Source organism: Candidatus Erwinia haradaeae (assembly GCF_900698955.1).
GTDB classification, from domain to species: Bacteria; Pseudomonadota; Gammaproteobacteria; order Enterobacterales; family Enterobacteriaceae; genus Erwinia_E; species Erwinia_E haradaeae_G.
Genome location: NZ_LR217720.1, coordinates 649,843 through 672,282, shown reverse-complemented (window position 1 = coordinate 672,282; position 22,440 = coordinate 649,843). Strand labels below are relative to the sequence as shown.

Genomic DNA, 22,440 nt, shown 5'->3' with positions numbered 1-22,440 from the left:
GAAGTAGTTTTCTTATTAATTTTGCATGTTTGTGGGATTGATGTTATAAGTTACCACATGATTATTTTTCATACCCCTCGGGGAATGTGTTTTATATTTTAATATATTAATAGAAGATATAATCGACCTATATAAACATTAATTTTCATTAAAGTCTAAAGAATACCTCACGAAGACATTCTGCTGTGCTTAAACCTCGCGCCTCATATGAAAAAGCATTAACAAATATTATTAAAACCCTCAGACTGTTAGTTGTTTTAACTTGAAATATAAAATTAAAATGTAAAATATCTGTCAGAGAGTATAGTAAATTTCATAAATATAGTGAGTGCATATTGTTACAAACACAACATGTATTTTTATGATATATATGTATTTCCTAGGAGGTTATTTTAAATATATAGTATTTTAGATGGTTTTACCAAAATACTTTTTGAATAATATAAAGTTAAGATAATAAGCGCATTGAATGTGCACAAAAATGTTGTTGCATATAATCTAGATTTAGTACAAGAGAATATTGATATATTGTAGAAATAATACTTTAGGTTAAAAATAACTTATAGCCTAAAGTATAGTACGGAGTTACCATGAATCATGAGAAATTGTACATAGACAAAGAATTAAGTTGGTTATCTTTTAACGAAAGAGTGTTACAAGAAGCCGCTGATAAGACAAATCCATTACTTGAACGTATGCGTTTTCTAGGTATTTATTCTAATAATTTAGAAGAATTTTATAAAGTTATATTTTCCGATCTAAAGCGTCGAATTCTGATTAGCGAAGAACGATGTATTCCAGAGTCATTGTATCATTTGTTAAAAAAAATAAAAGAACGAGTATTTAAAGCAGATCAGGAGTTTCACGCCCTGTGTAATGATTTATTATTAGAAATGGCACGTAATAAGATATTCCTGATTAATGAACGCCAATTATCTATCAATCAGCAAACTTGGTTACGACATTATTTTAAATATACCTTGCGACAACATATTACTCCTATCTTAATCACGCAGGATACTAATTTAATTAAATTTTTAAAAGACGACTATACGTATTTATCCGTGGAGATTATTCGTGGTGCAGAGATCAACTATGCATTACTTGAAATTCCCTCTGATAAAGTTCCACGCTTTGTCAATTTACCACCCGCACCTCCTCATCGTAGAAAACCTATAATTTTGCTGGATAATATTTTACGTTATTGTTTAGAGGATATTTTTTGTGGTGTTTTTGATTATGATTTTCTCAGAGCCTATTCTATGAAAATGACTCGTGATGCAGAGTATGATTTCTCTATTGAGATGGAATCCAGTTTATTAGAGTTAATGTCGTCAAGTTTAAAACAACGTTTAACCGCTAAACCAGTGCGATTTGTGTATCAGTATGATATGCCAGATGCTATGGTGGAGATTTTGCGTAATAAGTTAAATATTTCTAAATACGACTCTATTCTGCCTGGAGGGCGTTACCATAACTTTAAAGATTTCATGAGTTTTCCAAATCTTGGCAAGGTCAATTTATCTAATAAACCTTTGGTGCAATTGCGCCACTTAAGATTTGATAGTTTTCTAAATGGATTTGATGCTATTCGAACTTGCGATATTCTGCTTTATTATCCTTATCATACATTTGAGCATGTGCTTGAATTATTACACCAAGCTTCTTTTGATCCCGCTGTGTTAGACATAAAAATTAATATTTATCGTGTTGCTAAGGAGTCACGTATTATTAATACTATGATTCATGCTGCTTACAATGGGAAAAAAGTTACAGTGGTAGTAGAGTTACAGGCTCGTTTTGACGAAGAGGCTAACATTCATTGGGCCAAATGTTTAACGGAAGCTGGAGTACATGTTCTTTTTTCAGCGCCTGGCTTGAAGATTCACGCTAAATTATTTTTAATTTCAAGGTGTGAGGGTGGAGAAATTAATCGATATGCACATATCGGTACAGGAAACTTCAATGAAAAGACTGCACAATTGTATACCGATTATTCTCTGCTTACCGCTGATGCACGTATTACTAATGAAGTGCGAGAAGTATTTAATTTTATTGCTAATCCATATCGTTCGGTCAGTTTTAAATATTTAATAGTATCGCCACAGAATTCGCGGTATATGCTATACCAACTTATCGATAATGAGATTACTTATGCGAAACAAGGTATACCTGCTAATATTATTCTAAAACTGAATAATCTAGTGGATAAAGGGTTAGTAGATCGTTTGTATATGGCATCTAGTTGCGGAGTACAGGTAAATCTGATTATCCGAGGTATATGTACACTTGTACCTAATTTACGAGGAGTTAGTGACAATATTTGTGCAATTAGCATTGTTGATCGTTATTTAGAGCACGATCGGGTATATGTTTTTGATCATGGCATGGAAAGAAAAGTTTTTCTTTCTTCCGCGGACTGGATGACACGGAATATTGACGATCGTATTGAAGTAGGTGTTTCTATATTGGACCCTGTCTTACAACAACAAATAATAGATATTATGCAGATCTTGATTAATGATACTCTTAAAGCTCGTGTTATTGATCAAGCATTAAGTAATGGTTATGTGCAGCGAGGTAACCGTCGTAAGGTCCGTTCTCAGGTAGAAATTTATAAATATATCAAGTCTCTTGAAACATTAGAGAAGTCATCGTGAATATTCATTCATATACAAGATAATATTATAGTATTAGATATGTAATAATGCACATTATATCACAATTATCATGCATTAATGTTACTTGTTGGTAATCTTGAGGTGTATGTAATGTTATATCGAGGATATAAAAATATTTTATAGTGGTGTAATTTTTAAAAAATTATGGTATAGGCAATATAGAGTGTATCACTGTTATTTGTTATTTTTAAGGTATATCCATACTGATGTCTTACAAACATTTGTATAAAAAATATTTTAGTGGATATTAAGAGGGTTCTGATCCATTGCATCCAATTATAAAAAGTATCTTTTGTATATAGAAAGATAGATACATATTTTCATATGAGTACATACATCACGTCTCCTTATGATATATAAAATATAAATACGATGTGGGGTTTTGAAGTAGATGAAGTGATTAAACAATCTGTAATTTTGATATCAATATAAAGATTATTACATTTAAATTAAGAATAGGATTAGAATATCTTTTATTGATAGGGGATAATATCTCATGTATGAGATTGAATTATTATGTGGAGTGCATGCATAGACCATCAGTATTACATCTTTTCTTGACAATTTATGCTCAACGCTTAGATATGTTAAATGGTGATAATATCGCACTTCTTTAATGTAATATTATACATATATATTTATTTTTCTCATAAATTATAAAGGAATATAGAGTCCATAAAGTAAAATTTATTGTTATTGATAAAAGTATATAGTATCTTTAGGATGGTTTTAATATATATAGTATTTTAATATAAATATGCATTTTACACTTTATTTATACCTATTATCAATATATATGTATTATTTTTAATACATATCATATACATTATCCTTAATGCATTTTGCGCACTATAGAAGGTATCATTTCATTTTGTAGTTAGGTCTATGGAATATTCTTAAATTTTGTATATAATATTTTTATAAATGTAAGTAATAGTGCTTCTCACTAGACTGGAGGAGAGTAGTAAATAGTATTATTCTATTTATATATTTCTATATTCTTCTTCATTAATTTATCTCTGTTGTCTATAATAGCAGACCAAAAATATATGCATAATATTAATTATATATGTAAAATGTTTGATTTCTTAGTATCATATTGTCATAATTTAAGTATGATAGTAAGTTGTAGATGACTATATACGTATTTTTAAAACAATATTTTAAAGATGTACAGTATGTTTTGTGATCTCCATTATTGTTTAATATGTATCTCTCATACCATCTATGCATCTTAACAATCTTAATTGTCTTATAGTATTGTGGTAATATTGGATAATAAATATCATTATTTATTATTGAGAATATACTATGCCGTTGATATATGATGAAATCATGAATTTTATTTAATTTTATATTTTGTAGAAATATGAGAGAATACTAAAATATAGTGAAATATAATTCATTATTGGGGCAGTAATAAATACAAAAGATTTTATAATATGAGTTTATTATATAATTGATCATATCAAAATCGTTTAATGAGGGGTATAACGATCTTTGGTATATATACTATATATTACAGCATGATCATTATATTTTATAATGTTATGCATAATAGGAGACGTGTGAAAAATTTTTGGAAATATTCTAATATAGATTAATGCAGGTTTTTTCGAAATCATTTGTGATATGTACATAAAGGTATGTGATGTGTTTCGATATTTTTACGATAGCATATCTAAACGGTTTATATACGGTGTATATTGTAAAGTCTAATCTGATGATCACCCATCCAAAGAGCTACTATATATAAGAAGTATTGTTATAAGCACATATTAAGAAAAAATCTTTTCTGTGCTATATTAAAATATATAAAGATATTTATTTAGACATTTATTTTTCTGTGATCCTGGCGGATCATACCGCTTTTTTGTTGTATATGGGTCAACACTAATAGGGTTTCTTGCTCTTATACGTATAATGTATATTGGGCGTTCTTAATTTTTATATCTGTATCAGTCTTTCGATCAAGAATATTATATATATAGTTATAAAAATCTTTCTTGTTGTATGACACACATAAATATCAGGACGTTCAGTTATTAAGATAAAAGGAGCATTAGTATAAACAATACACATATACATTATTGCCTTTGCTACATTTTCAGAAATAACAAGTGCGTTATAAGAATTAGACGTTCTAAAAAATATTTATTGTATAATGACAGTATTCTTATATGGAATGAGCATTCTATAGTATATCATCGTTGATGAAGATATCAGCGTAGCACTTATTATTCAATATTTCTTACAGAGAATAATGAATAGTTAGGCGCTAGAGGATATGAACGCATGATTTATAGTAGGATTAGATGTGCTTGTTATGTTGAATATGCACTATATTACGGGGCAAGGATTTATCTGCATAATTTATTGCAGACTATATATATACAAGAGGTTTTTGTTTTGAGTTTTACAGTATTTACATATGTAAATTAATGCATAATATACATTATGTACTGCATAGTACATAAAAAGTTACTATTTATATTACAATAGAAAAACTGTATTGAGATAGAATTAATAAAGATACATCAGCATTTATGATATATTATGAATTATTTCATATATACACATCGCTTGTATATTAGATATGTTTATGATTGAGTGAAATACTTAAGGCGTTCAATGTGCTTTCTTTATGTTTGCAGAATATATTGTTATATATATTAGATATAGTGTCATAACTCTATATGTCTTTACGCATTCGCTAACAAATTAAGTTGATATTATATCCGATTTGTACCGTGTGTATTATATTTTCTTCCATACTATATATTGCAATTGCCAGCATGCGTATGTCAGTGGACTGCAGACTACAGTGCTAGAATATGTTTACAAATATGACAGATCGTTGATATTAGGCTGGGATTTCAAGATTTTCATATAGCAGTAATATATGCAGATGACAATATATAGTATGTCGTTTTTTTAGACCCTAAAATAAGTGAGGTGTATGGAGATCGAACGATCTCAATTAGAAATAGGATTATAAGGAGGGAAAAGAGAAGGCTAAGCGATCTGTCAATCAGGACGTATTAAATGAAGATGAGTAGCTTTTTCTTTTCGGTTGAGCTTAAAAAGTATATAGGCATACTATGTGGTGTTAGTAAGTACTCACACAGAGTTAGAGAAAATATGGTATTTGCAGGCTTGAATAGTAATTAATTTAGTGATTGTATTATAGATGATAAAATTATCATAGTGGATAAAGCATTCATGCTCCTATTTTTTCTAATGAGGGTGCCTCTAGGGGTATATAATATCGCAAAGAACAGTAGTGAGCTTCCAACAAGCCTATAGTTTTTAGTTTTAGATATGCTGATTCTTTTCTTTTGGTGGGAATTGGTAAAATAGAAAGATGTCGCATAATCATCTTCTTAATGCGTCTGAATAGCAGAGAGATCTGTAACATTTATCAATATGATCAGGTATGAGTAAATAATTTAGTTTATGTTGAGTATGCATATTCTTAATTTCCTATTAGGGGTTATAACAGGGAATATTATTTTACAGGAGATATGATGACAAATATAGAATGCCGTTCTAGATGCATTTTATATACGCTTATATAATGTGAACATCATGGATGCTGACTTGAAAAAAGATTTTATGACTGCGGTGTATACTATATTCACCCTTATCACTTTTCACTAATCGTATAAGGTGTCCACAGAACAGCTTGAAAGGTTTATATGTAAGTAGTATTAGCTTACTTTTTTGAGGTTGTTGTTTATTTACAAGGTTATCATGCGAGCATTTCACGTGTATTGAGATAATAGGAGATTTGTGCTATGTTAAAAAAGTAGAGTATTTTTATTATTTATCCTGACCTTCTTTGAATGTTCAAGAATAGTAGAGAGAATATAAAAAGTTATTGTTAAGGAAGCTCTGTCTTGTAAGATGTAATATGTTGATGATGTAATCTTTAGTACGTGGTTTACATCAAAGGTAAAATAGAAAAATACGCATTGGTTTTTATATCTTGTGTTTCTGGTTCGTTTACCTCTTAGATATCTATGTCATAAATGATAAAATATAGTGTATATATTTTACATCAAGACCCGTGAGTGTGTTATTAGTAATACTAATTAATGTATGCTAAATGATGTAGTCTCATTGCAATTAATAATATTAAATATCTCTGTTTTTCCTGAATGTCAAGCATTATCTATGTTCGATTTTAGACATTTATTAGAGATAAAGATTTTCAAAGTGTATTAAGTATGAGACAGCTTTTACAGAGTTCCATGCTACAACATTTTGCTATAATAAAAAATGATTTTGTCTTGCAAAACCAAAGATGAAAAGGATGAGGTTTGTATAATGTGATATGTTTTATGTGGTGTATATGTTTCTGTTAGTTAGTTAGAATAACCACATTCTTTCCTTTATACATAACGGTGTTATAGATGCAGACCATGAGTCTTTTATGATGTAAATACAACATATTATGAGGTATAGGGATTCTCATTTCTCAAGTAAAATTTTTCATGAGATAGTGGCAGATATCCTTCAGTCTAGTAATCATACTATAGGTATTTTCTTCTTTATTGCTTTTTTTATTTTGGCAGAGAGAGTTTTGATTAGTAGTCCAAATTGGGACATATGATTTTATTGTATCCCGACCGCAAATAAAATGACCTGTTTCATTTACTGGTATGAGTGAAATATTTTCTGGCAGAGTTAAGATTAATGGCCATGGTGTATTATTTTCTAAATAACGCCGATAAATCTGCATAGCACCATGAACACCACATAATGTAGTAGATTTCTGATTATCACGACCGATCCATGTAATCGTTACTTCTTTTCCGTCAATGCCAGCAAACCAATTATCTACTAGATTACTAGTAGTACCAGTTTTACCTGCTAGATGGGCATCAGGGTATAAGATACCCAATTCCCTTGCAGCACCACGTTCTACGACTTTCTGTGTAGCATATAATGTTAGATACGCTGATTGAGGTGTAATAACACGCGCTGCATATGGTAAGCTTTGATAGAGTATGGTACCATTTGCAGAAAGAACGGTACGTAAAGCAGAGAGTGGTGCGCGATTACCACCACTGGCGATAGTTTGAAATGTTTGGGCTACTTCCATAGGGGTCAAGTTTAAGGTACCTTGTAGTATTGAAGGGATAGGTTGGAGTTGTTTTTTCGGGACACCTAATTTTTCCCATGTGTCTAGTACAGGCATAAGTCCTAGTGTCATGCCAAGTTGAATTGCAGGACTATGCATGGAGTTCACAAAGGCATCTATGAGCATGACTTTTCTTCTCAATAATCGAGTATTATTTTGCGGTTTCCATGTTGGATCCTTTTTGTATGAAAGATTTAGTGGATCATTAGCGATCCAAGTATTGAGATGATACGTCTCCGGTTTATTGAATGCAGTTAAATAAATGGCTGGTTTTGCTAGAGAACCTATGGAACGACGTACTTTTAATATGCGATTATGCCCTGGAAATTGCGGATCCCTTCCACAAACCATAGCATGAATTTCACCGGTAAAACGATCAACAACTACTATGGCACCCTCTAGATCTTTAATCTTTTGTTTGTTTCGTAGGATATTCATTTCTTCTATTATGGATCTTTCAGCTGCATCTTGTGATAATGGGTCAAGTGTAGTAAATATTTTCACTCCAGAAAGATCTGGGTGCTTATCACTTAGATTTGCTTGTAATTCAGTATATACTAGCTGTATAAAGGCTTGGCGCGGAGCAATTAGCCCGCTTTTCTTGCATACTCCTAAGGGCCTAGCACTTAATATTAAGCAACACTTCCTATCGATGATACCTTGCTGTTGTAAGAGACGCAAAAGTAAGTTACGACGCTCAAGTACGACCTCTGGATTGCGCCACGGATTGTAAAATGATGCACCTTTGACCATTCCTACTAATAAGGCCTGTTGGTCAAGACTTATTTCATCTATTTGGCGCCCAAAATAATAGAGGCTTGCTAATGGGAAGCCGTGAATCTGATTACTGCCCATCTGGCCGAGATAAACTTCATTGAGATATAACTCAAGAATGCGGTCTTTGTCATATCTTGCATCTAGAATAATAGCCATGTAAGCTTCGGTAACCTTACGCCATATCGAGCGTTGGTTAGTTAAAAAGAGATTTTTTACTAGCTGTTGAGTTAACGTGCTTCCACCTTGTACTGTATGTCCAGCAGAGAGATTGACTAAAAATGCACGGCAAATCGAATAAAGATTAATACCGGCATGATGATAAAAATGACGATCTTCGGTATTAATCAGTATATTAATTAGAGGTTGTGGAAAGTGAGATCTTTTAATAAATAGACGTTGTTCTCCGTCTGGAGAATGCAGAAGGGTGATCAAACAAGGATCGAGGCGAAACGAATCTAGATTATAGTTATATGCCAAATTTTTAATGTTCATTAAGTAATTTTGACTAAAGTTTAGGCGTACGTGTGTTGCCTCTTCTGGCTTATCTGGAAAATCAAAGGGGCGACGAATCATCTCAATACTATGAGCATACACAGTAAATTCACCAGAGTGTAGCATATGTGTTACCTGACGATACCGCATACTTTTCAGTAAAGTAATTATGTCTCTTTGAGTATATGACATGTACGGTTTTAGAGTTACTATACGACTATAAACTGTAGCTGGCAGCTTCCATACGTTGCCATTAATGCGAGATTGAATGTTGCGATCCAACCAATATCCATATGCTATTATCACGCATATCCCTGTAAAAAAACTGTATGCGATGAATATGAAAAATTTTCTATTTTGATATAGTGATTTTTCTTTTTTTGTACTGTGCATTATGAATTACCTCTATATTGATAGCAATGCATTCATTCTTATTAACATTATATGTCTCTTAATTCTATGCAGGGTCAGTGAAAATTAATAGATCATGAGTATAAATAGAGGTTTTGTAGTGTGCAGTAAGTTAGGATTTTGAAGATAAAAGTTATAATATCAGTTTAATACGAGGAATGTTCTTTCTAGAAGAGAATCGGTCTATATTTTTAAAATATTTTGAAGAAGTGATATATATAGTGGATGTATACTATGCGTTGACATATCAATAATTTTGGTATGATGGAATATTTCAGCACTAAGCATGCAGCTTAAATGTTTTTCTATTCATTATGAATTAAAAACTATTAGATGTCATTCAATTACAGAGTAACCTGTATTTTATATGCTATGTGGATAGACTACTATATGTTCTACATATATCACTTAGATATTATAGAGTGTCTTGTCTCCTTACCTAAAGGAGACAAGTTTCTTTATATCGAAAGGAGATGTCCTAATTTATTTGCTTTAGTGTCTAAGTAATTTTTATTTCTTGGATTACGTCCTACAATAAGAGGTACGCGCTCAATGATATTCATCCCAGCTTCAGCCAGTTTCTTGACTTTATCAGGATTATTTGTTAATAACCGTATGTCATTAATGCCTAGTAGTTTAAACATGTCGGAACATATAGTGAAATCACGCTCATCAGCTGAAAACCCTAGCTGATGATTAGCTTCTACCGTATCATAGCCTGCATCCTGCAGGGCATAAGCACGTATTTTATTTAATAGCCCAATATTGCGCCCTTCTTGACGATGATATAGCAGCACGCCACATTTTTGTTCAGTAATTTGTATAATTGCCTCCTCGAGCTGAAAACCGCAATCACACCGTAAGCTAAATAAAGAATCTCCTGTAAGACACTCAGAATGCACACGCGCTAGAATAGCTTCTTTGCCAGAGATATTGCCAAATACTAGGGCAATGTGATCTCTGCGCGTAGATAATTCCTCAAAGCCAACTATAAGGAAATCTCCGAACGGCGTAGGTAGATTGGCTTCTGCTACTCGTTTAAGTTGCATATTAATCCTCATATAATCTCAATATTATACGAATGTATTGCATGAACCAGAAGTGGTGATGCATATATTCTCGACAGGTCACTAGTGTTATGCAATGCAATGTTATGTTATAACAATCAGAGAGAACTTCATATAGAGTGGATTAAGAACAGCGATCGTATTACCGCTCTTGGTATTTACTAGTATGACAAAGTGTATAAATGATTACATTTTTGTTTTTGTATCATATAGCACTTTTGATCTACTATAGTTTTTGGGTAACACACTGCCGGAGTGCAGCGATTACCGTCTTATTATATAATATTGTGGTGTATACTTGCATTACTGATCTGCGTTGGTGTATGTATTGTGTTCTTTTGATTCAAAAACGCAGTAGATTTTTTGTTCCATCTCTTTTGAAAGATACCATGAGTGGTTCTCTGTCATCATTAGTGTTATTCAAAGAGCGTATCTTAGATATTTGTATTCATCGTATGCATTTACCAGTGGTATTGCTAGACTAGCAGTTTTTAGTATAGCTATATGTTATAATAAAATCGCTGGTGTATAATTTCCGGGGCGTAATATATATCCGTAGAACTTTCGATAGTTTTTATTAAATATAAGTATGGAGCCATTGTAATCTTATTACATGTGTTTCTTTCACATATTTCGCTATTTTTAGTAAGCATGTAGTTGAGTGTACATTGATTGAGATAATTGAATTATATAGATATGGTATAATATACAGAGACCTTTGATCTTTTGATCATAGTAGGATTCACAGAAATATATTGTTATTAGTTGGGATTAAATAATATCTGCAGAAGATAATGGGAGTGGTGTATTTTCGATGCTCTTTAGCGCTAAGATTCTTTATTTAGAACTTCTAAAGTCACTTTATTTATGAGTGATGGTTTTATGATGTATAACACACTCTGGATGATATAAGTAAGGTGCGATAAGGAATGGAGCGTGTTTCGTAGGTATGAGTGTATAAGTAATCAATGTAAATTGTAAAATCGTTTTTACTCTGTATTGATATTGAACGTATTGTGGAGTTTAATTTATGCTCTACCTTTGTATAGGTAGGTAGAGATATTATTAAAATATATGCACACTTATATCATGCATACAGTCGATGATATCTGTAGATTACACCGCTCTTAATGAAATTTTATAAGATACAAGCTATCTTTATACACCTTTTGGCGGCGATAAAACGAATGGTCAAAACACTAAAATGTACCACATTCAGCGCATTAATATTATTACTAATACCATTGATTACCATCATCGACGGGTGGCAATGGAAACCTTTTAATATGGGTTATGGAAGTCAGATACTTTTCTTTGTAGCTGAAACTCTCACCTATCCATTTATAGTGTGGACAAATATTATCCTTTTTGTTTTATTGATTTGGCGCCTACGATATCGTGGTAAATCGCTTGTGTTATTATGGGTATTGGTAATGATTGCGTTAGTTGTTGGGCAAAGCGTTAAAATTTTATTAAAAGATCGGGTTCATTCAGCGCGCCCTTTTTATATATGGTGTCAAGAATATTATTCTGTAAATGTTAGCACCTATCATCATAAAGAATTTTTAGATATGAAAGAAACATTGAATAAATGTGTTGTTAGTAATAAACAGTTTCCGCCATGGTTAATGCAACACTGGCTTAACGCCACTCACTTTTCATTTCCATCCGGTCATACTATTTTTTCTGCTACTTGGGCATTATTAGTCGCAGGATTTTTATGGCCACATCGTTGCTACTTTACTGTCATGATAGTAATGATATGGGCTATAGCCGTTATAAGTAGTCGTCTTGTATTGGGTATGCACTGGTCAAGGGATCTTTTTGCTTCAATCATGCTAAGTTGGGTATTAGCGATTTGTACTTGTTTTATAATGCGTTATATAAGAGTTGTGTGCTTTAAAGAATTACAGACCATCGAGAGAAAAAAGATTATATGACATTTCAGTTTTCCATTATAGAATATAATATTGATAGAACATTTAAAAATGTTAATATATATACAGTAACTCCGTAGATCGATATCAGATGTATGTTTATCGTAAGAAGTGGTATGATGGTATTTGCAAGCGGTGAAATGCTAACAGAATGTATTGGTTAAACTCTATTTTCTATAATAACTATATGGATGCACAATAAACCTATATTTACACTGGGTATGTAGACTTTTGTTAGTTTTTTCAATCATATTTTATTGATTTTGTATCTAATTTACTACATATTGTATTGTTTTAAAAGAATAAAAGAATAGATAAACGTATTATTCATCGCTCTTGGGTACGAAGAATAACTGCATAAATATACTAAGTCTTACTGACTGCATACATTATCTATTGCCAATTATGCCGATAATTCTTCTTGAGTACCGTCTCTTATCAACACCCTTGTTTTTATGGAATACCAGAACTATCATGTGATCTGTAAAATATAGTTACCATGCTTCTTTTTAGATTGCATGAAAGAAATGGCAGAGAAATGTTCTCGATATAAAGAATGAGATCTCATATATTTAAACATTAATATTTATACCCGATAATTTTTATCTTGACTATTCATGTGTGTTGATATTGATTTTATAACATAATATTTGCATGGATCATAGAAGTATTTTAGATGTATCGCAAAAGTTTTTGGTAAAAATAATATGAGTATTGAATATTTATATTATGATTGTTTGTAAGTGATGTGGAATAGGTGTGTTGTATATAGACAATCAGAAGTATTATATGCAGGAACGTTATAACATAGGCAGGGCGCTTCTTCGACTTATGTACTCAACAATTATTTTTTTGTTTTTTGAACTTTTCTCCATTAGAGCTCATGGTTGGGTGAGAAGTCAGTGGAATACCTTTAATCCAAGAAAGCATGAATTGATAAGCTACTGCTAGGACTACTGGTCCAATAAATACACCAATCATGCCAAAAGAAAGCACCCCTCCAATAACTCCAGATAAGATTAAGATAATGGGTAAGTCCGCGCCCTTCTTAATGAGCATAGAACGCAATAGAGTCTCTAATGTGCATACTATACCACTCCATATGAGTAAAACGGTACCCCCCGTGTTATCGCCTGCCCAGTATAACCAAATAATCGCTGGAACTAATATAACAAGAGGTCCTATCTGAACTAAGCATGAAAAAATGATGAATACCGTCAGAATAGTAGAAAATGGGATCCCCGAGATACTTAATCCAATACCACCTAATAATCCCTGTACGCAGGCAGTTACAACCACACCGAGCGCTACAGCACGTATAGTTTGCATGGCTAGCAGCACTACTTCTTTGCCGTCATGAGATGCAAGCTTAAAAGCACACTGATGGATAGTTTTACCTATTTTTTCACCATGCCAATAGAGTAATATGCTAAAAGTCAGCATGACTCCTAGATGAATCATAAAAAAACCTAAATGCTCAGCTTGCGTGAAAAAGAATCGAGTAGTACGAACAATATACGGTTGTACCTGGGACAGAAGCGCTACTCCACTGCTGTTAATCAGATGATGATAATATGAGTAACATTTATAGCCTATGATTGGAATAGTTTGTAACCATAGTAGTTCAGGTGCGTGTAAATTATTCGAGTTCAACCAAGTAATTAGTAAGCCACTATTTTCAATTAAACTATTGATCAGGAGAATAATTGGAATAATAAAGACTAGAATTAATAACAGAACCATAACTAAAACTGCTAGAAATCTTTGTTTCCATAATGCATCCTCCATTGTAAGAAGTAGTGGCCAAGTAGCGATGACAATCATACCTGCCCATGTAAATCCGATAATAAATGGTTGAAGGATCCATAGACACATGGTAATCATGAGCCAAATAAATAAAAATGAAAACACAATTGTTGGTATGTCTTTGGTGTTATGAAAATAATTCATCCTTATACCATTGTTGAGTAGCTATCTCTGAGGTTGAGATCACAGCATATCTAATATTATTTTTATAATATTTATGAAGAAAGTAATTTAGTCATCAGTAGTTATGTGTATATTGATTCCTGATTATTAGATATTTCAATCATTAAGAGTTGATTGCCAGCTGTTATTATAGAAGTTTGATATGCGTATAGAATGATCGATATCATTTGGGGTTGTAGATGCAATTTGGTACTTTTTATTATCAGCCTACCTCAACCTTGATGGACCTTCATAGCAGTATGCATATAATGTCGTGAGACCTTGCTGGCATAAAAATATTAACAAAGGTAGAGCTATCTGGATTTATAGAAATATTCTATATCACCCGTCTTGATTTAAATCCTGACAGATGTCACTAATCGTACATACACTTTATGGTAGACAGTGGTCTAAATATGTATCTGAAATGGAGATATTGGTTGTACTATACATTATCTCTTGTCAAAAAATATACATATTAGAAGATATGAAGCGGATAGAATAGTTTTAACGTTTTCAAAGTGTACAGTGTGATTGGAAATATTTTATTCTCAACGGAGGAATAGTGAAGTTTAACTTAGATGTTATTGATGGGCACGCTCGGCGTGGTCGTCTAATTTTTCAGCGTGGCGTAGTAGAAACACCAGCATTTATGCCGGTTGGAACCTATGGAACAGTAAAAGGTATAAGCTCAGAAGAACTTCAGAAAACGGGTGTGCAAATGATTCTTAGTAATGCATTTCATTTATGGTTACGCCCAGGACCAAAGATCATTAAAACGCATGGTGATTTGCATAACTTCATGCAATGGAACGGACCAATTCTGACTGATTCTGGGGGTTTTCAGGTTTTTAGTTTGAAGCGTATGTGCACCATTACCGAACAAGGTGTATCTTTTCAGAGCCCTATTGATGGATCCTTAGTGTTTATTAATCCAGAGAAATCAATAGCAATACAGTATGCTCTGGGTGCAGACATTTCTATGGTATTTGATGAATGCGTGTCCTACCCAGCCTCTTGGGAGTATAGTAAAAAATCAATGGAGATGTCATTGCGTTGGGCCCAACGTAGTCGGCATGCTTTTGATATATCAGGTAATACTAACTCATTATTTGGTATTATTCAGGGTGGTATTTATGAAGATTTAAGAGATTTATCACTGCATAGTTTAGTAGATATTGGTTTTGATGGATATGCTATAGGGGGGCTAGCTGTTGGAGAACCAAAAAAAGAAATGCATCATATTTTAAAGTATATTTGCCATAAACTACCCCAGGATAAACCTAGATATCTTATGGGTGTCGGTAAACCACAAGATTTAGTAGAAGGCGTTTGTCGTGGTGTTGATATGTTTGATTGTGTGATCCCAACACGTAATGCACGTAATGGATGTCTGTTTGTTACTGACGGCGTGATAAAAATACGCAACTCAAAATATAAAGATGATACACGAGCATTAGACGCAGAATGTAATTGCTATACTTGCCGACATTATAGCCGATCTTACTTATATCATCTTGATCGTTGTAATGAAATGCTGGGAGCACGTTTAAATACAATCCATAATCTGTATTATTATCAACATTTAATGTGTAGTTTACGTCAAGCTATTGAATTAGGCACTCTAGAAGACTTCGTTAGTAATTTTTACTATCGCACGGGATATATTAAAGACAATTGATTTTTATGCGTATAGTGTCATGCATTGGTAAATAGGATTTATTTTTAATAAAAATTAATATATAGAAATTTTACTAGATTCATAAGCGCCCAAAAACATTTTTACATAAAATAAAATATTGTATCAAACCTCATTTCAATAATAACTTTAGTGATTTACAAGAAGTAAAAAAGATTGATATTGTTAGAATGTTATGAATAGTAGTTATCTTACTACCTATTTCACTATTTTAATCTTTATCGTCCAACATATAGTATGATAATTTCATGTAAATATTGTTAATAATAGTCAATGTGGCCACTACATTGTATAAAATTATGTAATTTTTTTAAGAAAAACACTAATATGGAATGTTACAATATTGCATTAATACTTGTATTAGTTAGAAAAGGGGTTATGTATCATTTAATCTTATGTATTTTAGAATGTGGGGTCATACGTTCATCATATGTGAGGCATTTCATACGGTAAAAACCTGGTTGTCTGTACAAATATATTTTATGTTATCAAATAGATATCTTACATAGATTATATATATTGGTAATTATCCAGATAATGTTGTCTGGTCACTCTTTCATTCTCTGTCGTGCCAATAAATAGAGATAAATAACTAATACATATTATATAATCAGATGATTTTCAATAAAACTAGCAGTTCTCTAATGTATATCTGTTAGCTGATTACTCCGATGTACATTTATGATAACAGAGTATCATGCTAATATTACTCTGTATGTCTTTAAAATAGAAAAGTCATAGTATTATATTTTCTCTTCTTCAGGGTGCGACTGTGTTAAATCATTATCCTTTATGGAAGTATATAATTCTGATTTTAGTATTATTGCTTGGTTGTTTGTATGCTATACCAAATTTATATGGAGAGGACCCAGCAATTCAAGTGACTGGTACGCACGGTAGGATGATAAATGAAGCCTTATTAATACAGATTAAAAACGCTTTAACGCACGAAGCGGTTCAGAGTAAATCTATTATCTGGCAATCTGGGGAAATCTTAGTGCGTTTTATGAATAACGAATTGCAATTAAAGGCGCGTGAAATAATCCAGAAAGTTGTGGGGCAAAATTATATCGTGGCACTCAATCTTGTTCCAGCAACACCGCATTGGCTATCTTATTTCGCCGCAAAGCCAATGAAACTTGGTTTGGATCTACGGGGAGGTGTACACTTTCTCATTGAGGTAGATACAGATCTCATGATGGATAAGATTCAAAAACAGAATATTGAAACATTACATACATATTTCAATAAAAAAAATATGCCATATGTTGCTATCAATACCAATGATCAGAACAGAATAATATTACGTTTTCGTGATGAGAGTACATGTAAGATAGCGTATCAGTCTTTATCTTCTTATAGCCCCGACATAGTCATTCACAAGAACGCATATAATTGTTTAACGGTTGATATCAGCACTGATAAGGTCTATAAAGTACGTGAAGATGCGGTGAAACAAAACATTCATATTTTGCGTAATCGCGTTACTCAGCTAGGTTTGGCAGATACCTTAGTTAAGAGACAGGGTGATAATTTTATAATAGTAGAACTGCCAGGCATTCAAGATACTGCGCGTGCTAAGGAGATTCTCAGCGCTACTGCAATGTTGGAGTTTCGTTTAGTGCACCTTCAGAGCAATATATATAATAGTATACCAAATGACTTCGATATTAAAGAGACCCCAGAAGGGCAGGCGGTAATCCTAGACAGAAAAGCTATCTTAACTGGTAATCACATTACTAACTCCGTGGCAAACATGGATGAATACAATCAGCCACAAGTGAATATTTCTTTAGATAATATTGGTGGTAATATTATGGCTACTTTCACTAAGAGCCATATTGGGAAAGTAATAGCCACGCTATTGATTGAATATAGAGATAGTGGTAAAAAAGATGCGCGCGGTCATTCTCTTCTAGAAAAACATGAAGAGATTATCAATATTGCCTCTATTCAGTCGCCATTTAGCAATAGTTTTCGTGTTAGTGGTATTAATAATATTAAAGAAGCCCGCCAACTATCATTACTTTTACGTTCTGGGGCTCTCACTGCTCCTATTCGGATTACAGAAGAGCGTATCATTGGTCCGAGTATGGCAGTGCAGAATATTAAAAAGGGTTTAGATGCTTGCATATGGGGTCTGGTATCATCGATTGTTTTTATGGTATTACGATATAAAATTTTTGGATTAATAGCTACTTGTGCGTTATTAGCTAATTTAGTGCTGATTGTTAGTATCATGTCAATATTACCAGGAGTTACTTTAACGATGCCAGGCATTGCTGGTATTGTTTTGACCCTAGTAGTAGCGGTGGATGCTAATATATTAATTAATGAACGCATTAAAGAAGAGTTACGTAATGGGCGATTTGCACAGCAAGCTATTTACGTAGGGTATAAAGAGGCATTTTCTAGTATTCTAGATGCAAATATAACTACACTCATTAAGGTGGTTATTCTATATACAGTTGGTTCAGGATCCATTCAGGGATTTGCAATTACTACTGCAATTGGTATAGCTACCTCTATGTTCACATCCATGGTGGGCACTCGTGCTATGATTAATTTAATATATGGCAGAAAACGAATAGATAGATTATCTATCTGAGGATAGCATGTTAGTTAAAAATAGTAGTATAAAAGATTTACATTACAAACCCACAGTAATTAACTTTATGCAATGGGACAAACTAGTTTTTTTTATTTCTGGAGTGTTATTCAGCATTGCTATAATGATTATTAGTATATGCGGTTTTCATTGGGGACTCGATTTTACAGGAGGAACAGTGATTGAACTTCATGCTAAGAAACCAGTACATCTAGATTTAATTCGCATGAATTTGCAGAAAGTTGGTTTGATGGATATACAGGTACAAAATTTTGATAATAGTCATGATCTTATAGCATATTTTCCTTCTAGGGGAGGAAATCAGGATATACAATGCAGAAATACTATTTTAAACATCATTAATCATACACTTCACGAAAAGACTATAGTTAAACGCATTGAGTTTGTAGGACCAAGGGTGGGTAGTGAACTATTAATCACAGGAGGTATAGCTATTTTATCCGCTTTAATAGCTATTTTTTTATATGTTTCTGTTCGTTTTACATGGCGGTTAGCTTTAGGTACGGTTTTCGCATTAATACATGATTTAGGGATCACTATTGGTTTTCTTTCTTTATGCCATATAGAGATTGATTTAACTATTTTAGCCTCTTTACTATCAGTGGTAGGGTATTCTCTCAACGACAAGATTGTTGTGTCAGATCGTATTCGTGAAAATTTTCGTAAAATTTCTGTCGACTCTTCTTTTGACATTACTAATCTCTCGATAACACAGACATTTAGTCGAACCATCATAACTTCTATGATTACCTTAATGATGGTATTGATTTTATTAATTTTTGGGGGTATCATGTTGCATGGTTTTTCGCTTACTATGCTCATAGGTATCATTATTGGTACTATTTCATCTATTTATGTTTCGTCATCTTTAGCTCTCAAGCTTGGGATGAAAAAAGAACATATGATCCATAAGAAAATTGATATAGCGACAGAAGGTGAGTCATAAGATATTAAAGCTATATAAGTTTTGTTTACTAGTATCTCCCTGCAGTCACACGATCATTACCACTATAATCCTGAGAGGTTTTTATTTGACAAAAGCCATTTTTTTTCATCATGTGTTGAATTTTTGTAGCTTGTTTCCATCCATGCTCCAGTAGCAACCACCCACCAGGTATTAAATATTGTCCTGCTTCTTGAATAATCAATGTAATATCAGTAAAACCATGATTACTAGCAATCAATGCACTTTTTGGTTCAAATCGCAGGTCTCCTGCTAGGAGATGCGGGTCAGCAATATCAATATAAGGCGGATTACTCACAATCATAGAAAATTTTTTACCTTGAATAGTCGAAAACCAGCTTCCTAATATAAAAGAAGCATTAGTTATACCTAATTTTCTTGCATTGTATCTAGCGAGATTGACTGCAGAATTCACACAGTCTATCCCTAAAATTCTACAATCTATGCGTTCGCTGGCTATTGCGAGAGCTATTGCACCGCTTCCGGTACCTAAGTCCAATACAGAACCGCTTTCATTAGAGAGGCGCATTAATGCTTGTTCTACGACTATCTCACTATCTGGACGAGGAATTATTGTATCTGGTGTAACTTTTAATGGAAGCGACCAAAATTCACGCTCTCCAATTAAATATGCTATTGGCTCACCAGTAGCACGTCGTGCTACCAAGTTTGCAAGTCTCATTAAGACGTAAGGTGTAAGAATGCTATCATCAAAAGCCATTATCCAAGCTCTAGATTTTCCCGTAACCATGCCTAAGAGGATCTCTAAGTCTCTTTTCGGGTTTTCAGTATTAATGAGCTGTCTTTTTGTAGCATTTATCCAATCACGTATTTTCATTCATTGTTTTCAGAAAGCGCTGCTAATTGATCAGCCTGGTGTTCTTGTATAATCGGTGCAATGAGGGAATCCATTTTTCCTTCCATAATGTCATTTAAACGGTATATTGTAAGGTCAATCCGATGGTCCGTTATGCGTCCTTGTGGAAAATTATAAGTACGATTTCGATCAGAACGATCACCGCTACCTAAAAGGTTTCGCCGTGTGGATGCTTCGGCCTGCTGACAACGGGTTTTTTCTGCTTCATGTATACGTGAAGCAAGGACTGAGAGTGCTTTTGCTTTGTTTTTATGTTGAGAGCGTTCATCTTGACACTCTACTACTATTCCACTGGGAAGGTGTGTGATGCGAATTGCTGAGTCAGTAGTGTTAACATGTTGACCACCAGCCCCAGAAGAACGAAAAGTATCAATTTTTAAATGATCGGGATTAATTGCTGCAAGTATAAGTTTTGGCAGTTCAGGCATGACTGCTACCGTGCAAGATGACGTGTGAACACGCCCTTGAGACTCTGTTTCTGGTATGCGTTGCACGCGGTGTCCTCCTGATTCAAATTTTAGACGTCCGTACGCTCCGATGCCGATTATTTTAGTTACAATTTCCTTATAACCACCTACCTCTCCTTCATGAGCACTGATAACTGCAATCTTCCAGCATTGAGATTCAGCATAGCGACTATACATACGGAATAAATCACCGGCAAATATTGCTGCTTCATTGCCACCAGTCCCAGCACGAATTTCTAGATAACAATTTCGTTCGTCATGTGGATCTGTTGGTAGCAGTAACATGTATATTTTTTTCTCTAAATCTTGATTAGCTTTACGCAGATTTTGTAACTCTTCTTGAGCTATTTCGCGCATTTCATGGTCATTCAGCATACTTTCAGAGGTTAAGATTTCTTCTTGGTTTTTACGCCATTGATAGAAATACTGACTAATATTATTCAACTGAGCATATTCACGTGAGAGTGTGCAAAAGCGTTCCTGATTAGTAATAATCGTAGGATCACCTAGCATATTTTCAATCTCTATATGTCGTTCCTGCAGTAAGTCTAATTTAGAAATAATCGAACTTTTCATTTTTATTATTTTACCTTAAACAGGTAGTTAGAGCACAATCATTGAGACCATGATAATCAACAATTAACAACAAGATATTATCTATATCTAGTATATTTTACATTATATAATGGTGTTGCATGTCATTCTACACTGATTATCAATTAGTGCGCACGTACCATTATAGTATGGTAATAAAGTAATTTTTCATGGATAATGTTACATCGGAAATCATAATGTTAGTTATATAGTGATTAATGTGACATTATGTTTACTGTGAGCAATATATGTCTACAGAATATTGTTACAATATAACTCCTGTAAGGCGATGATAGCATCTAAAACATTTTATTTTAATGTTTTATATCAACATTATTTTCATTTTTTTCTATCAACACTTCATAATTGCATAGACGTTTCTTTTTTAAAAAATAGCAAAAATCCAATATGCGCATGCAGTATAAGATACTTTCATGAAATTTATAGTTCTTGGTATAATAATATTGCATACTATTTAAGTAATGTGATTGTGAGCCCTTACGGTATTACCATAAATTTCATGGGTTAGAGGGTATTCTGTGCGTGTAATGTTATCTGTATATTTCTAAGTATGTAGAAATGTATGGCGAGCAATATATGTAATCATAACAAATGATACTAAATTAGGTGATGTTAGTATTATGAGCATATCATACACATGAATTTTTATTCTGTATCACGCATGTCTTGTTATGGAAAGTATTTCTAATATACTACCGCTATATTTTTTA

At 33.0% G+C, this 22,440-nt stretch carries 10 protein-coding genes and 1 pseudogene; 5 read left to right on the top strand and 6 right to left on the bottom strand.

Going from position 1 to position 22,440, the window contains the following annotated elements; genetic code table 11:
• Nucleotides 1-590: 590 nt before the first annotated feature.
• On the top strand, nt 591-2,660 hold the full coding sequence (ppk1, locus tag ERCILAFE3058_RS02130) for a polyphosphate kinase 1 (protein WP_157989816.1): 2,070 nt from the start codon (nt 591-593) through the stop codon (nt 2,658-2,660).
• Nucleotides 2,661-5,901: 3,241 nt separating this feature from the next.
• Here the strand turns inward: ppk1 and ERCILAFE3058_RS02125 are convergent.
• The 3 genes and pseudogenes from ERCILAFE3058_RS02125 to ribA form a co-directional block, all read right to left on the bottom strand.
• Nucleotides 5,902-6,054 (bottom strand): hypothetical protein, encoded by a 153-nt coding sequence (locus ERCILAFE3058_RS02125; protein ID WP_157989815.1) that lies wholly within the window; start codon nt 6,052-6,054, stop codon nt 5,902-5,904.
• A 1,173-nt stretch (nt 6,055-7,227) separates the two neighbouring features.
• Nucleotides 7,228-9,489: pseudogene (gene mrcB, locus ERCILAFE3058_RS02120) on the bottom strand (bifunctional glycosyl transferase/transpeptidase); the annotation flags it as partial.
• 476 nt (nt 9,490-9,965) lie between these two features.
• Nucleotides 9,966-10,556, bottom strand: coding sequence for a GTP cyclohydrolase II (ribA, locus tag ERCILAFE3058_RS02115; protein WP_157989813.1), 591 nt, complete (start codon nt 10,554-10,556; stop codon nt 9,966-9,968).
• Nucleotides 10,557-11,704: 1,148 nt separating this feature from the next.
• Between ribA and ERCILAFE3058_RS02110 the strand changes: the two genes are divergently transcribed.
• A complete protein-coding gene (locus tag ERCILAFE3058_RS02110) occupies nt 11,705-12,514 on the top strand; it encodes a phosphatase PAP2 family protein (RefSeq protein WP_157989812.1) in 810 nt (269 codons plus the stop codon).
• A gap of 834 nt (nt 12,515-13,348) precedes the next feature.
• On the opposite strand, the gene ydiK is transcribed toward ERCILAFE3058_RS02110, so the two are convergent.
• Complete coding sequence (gene ydiK, locus ERCILAFE3058_RS02105) at nt 13,349-14,461, bottom strand: AI-2E family transporter YdiK (protein ID WP_157989811.1); 1,113 nt, start codon at nt 14,459-14,461, stop codon at nt 13,349-13,351.
• A 583-nt stretch (nt 14,462-15,044) separates the two neighbouring features.
• On the opposite strand from ydiK, the gene tgt reads away from it, so the two are divergent.
• The 3 genes from tgt to secF all read left to right on the top strand — a co-directional run bounded on the left by tgt (nt 15,045) and on the right by secF (nt 19,753).
• Nucleotides 15,045-16,160 (top strand): tRNA guanosine(34) transglycosylase Tgt, encoded by a 1,116-nt coding sequence (gene tgt / locus ERCILAFE3058_RS02100; protein WP_157989810.1) that lies wholly within the window; start codon nt 15,045-15,047, stop codon nt 16,158-16,160.
• A 790-nt stretch (nt 16,161-16,950) separates the two neighbouring features.
• The gene (gene secD / locus ERCILAFE3058_RS02095; RefSeq protein ID WP_157989809.1) at nt 16,951-18,786 is read left to right on the top strand and encodes a protein translocase subunit SecD; all 1,836 of its coding nucleotides are present in this window, start codon (nt 16,951-16,953) and stop codon (nt 18,784-18,786) included.
• Between the two features lie 7 nt (nt 18,787-18,793).
• Nucleotides 18,794-19,753 carry a protein translocase subunit SecF gene (gene secF / locus ERCILAFE3058_RS02090; protein ID WP_157989808.1) on the top strand — a complete coding sequence of 320 codons (960 nt, stop codon included), beginning with the start codon at nt 18,794-18,796 and terminating at the stop codon, nt 19,751-19,753.
• A 28-nt stretch (nt 19,754-19,781) separates the two neighbouring features.
• Here the strand turns inward: secF and prmC are convergent, their stop codons facing one another.
• The gene (gene prmC / locus ERCILAFE3058_RS02085) at nt 19,782-20,609 is read right to left on the bottom strand and encodes a peptide chain release factor N(5)-glutamine methyltransferase (protein ID WP_157989807.1); all 828 of its coding nucleotides are present in this window, start codon (nt 20,607-20,609) and stop codon (nt 19,782-19,784) included.
• Nucleotides 20,606-21,691 (bottom strand): peptide chain release factor 1, encoded by a 1,086-nt coding sequence (prfA, locus tag ERCILAFE3058_RS02080; protein ID WP_157989806.1) that lies wholly within the window; start codon nt 21,689-21,691, stop codon nt 20,606-20,608. The genes prmC and prfA overlap by 4 nt, the downstream gene beginning before the upstream one ends.
• Between the last annotated feature and the right edge of the window lie 749 nt (nt 21,692-22,440).

Bases quoted from the DNA above. Each gene is read 5' to 3' on its own strand.
- ppk1 (WP_157989816.1), top strand. From the start codon at position 591: ATGAATCATGAGAAATTGTACATAGACAAAGAATTAAGTTGGTTATCT.
- ERCILAFE3058_RS02125 (WP_157989815.1), bottom strand. From the start codon at position 6,054: ATGCGACATCTTTCTATTTTACCAATTCCCACCAAAAGAAAAGAATCA.
- ribA (WP_157989813.1), bottom strand. From the start codon at position 10,556: ATGCAACTTAAACGAGTAGCAGAAGCCAATCTACCTACGCCGTTCGGA.
- ERCILAFE3058_RS02110 (WP_157989812.1), top strand. From the start codon at position 11,705: ATGAAATTTTATAAGATACAAGCTATCTTTATACACCTTTTGGCGGCG.
- ydiK (WP_157989811.1), bottom strand. From the start codon at position 14,461: ATGAATTATTTTCATAACACCAAAGACATACCAACAATTGTGTTTTCA.
- secF (WP_157989808.1), top strand. From the start codon at position 18,794: ATGTTAGTTAAAAATAGTAGTATAAAAGATTTACATTACAAACCCACA.
- prmC (WP_157989807.1), bottom strand. From the start codon at position 20,609: ATGAAAATACGTGATTGGATAAATGCTACAAAAAGACAGCTCATTAAT.
- prfA (WP_157989806.1), bottom strand. From the start codon at position 21,691: ATGAAAAGTTCGATTATTTCTAAATTAGACTTACTGCAGGAACGACAT.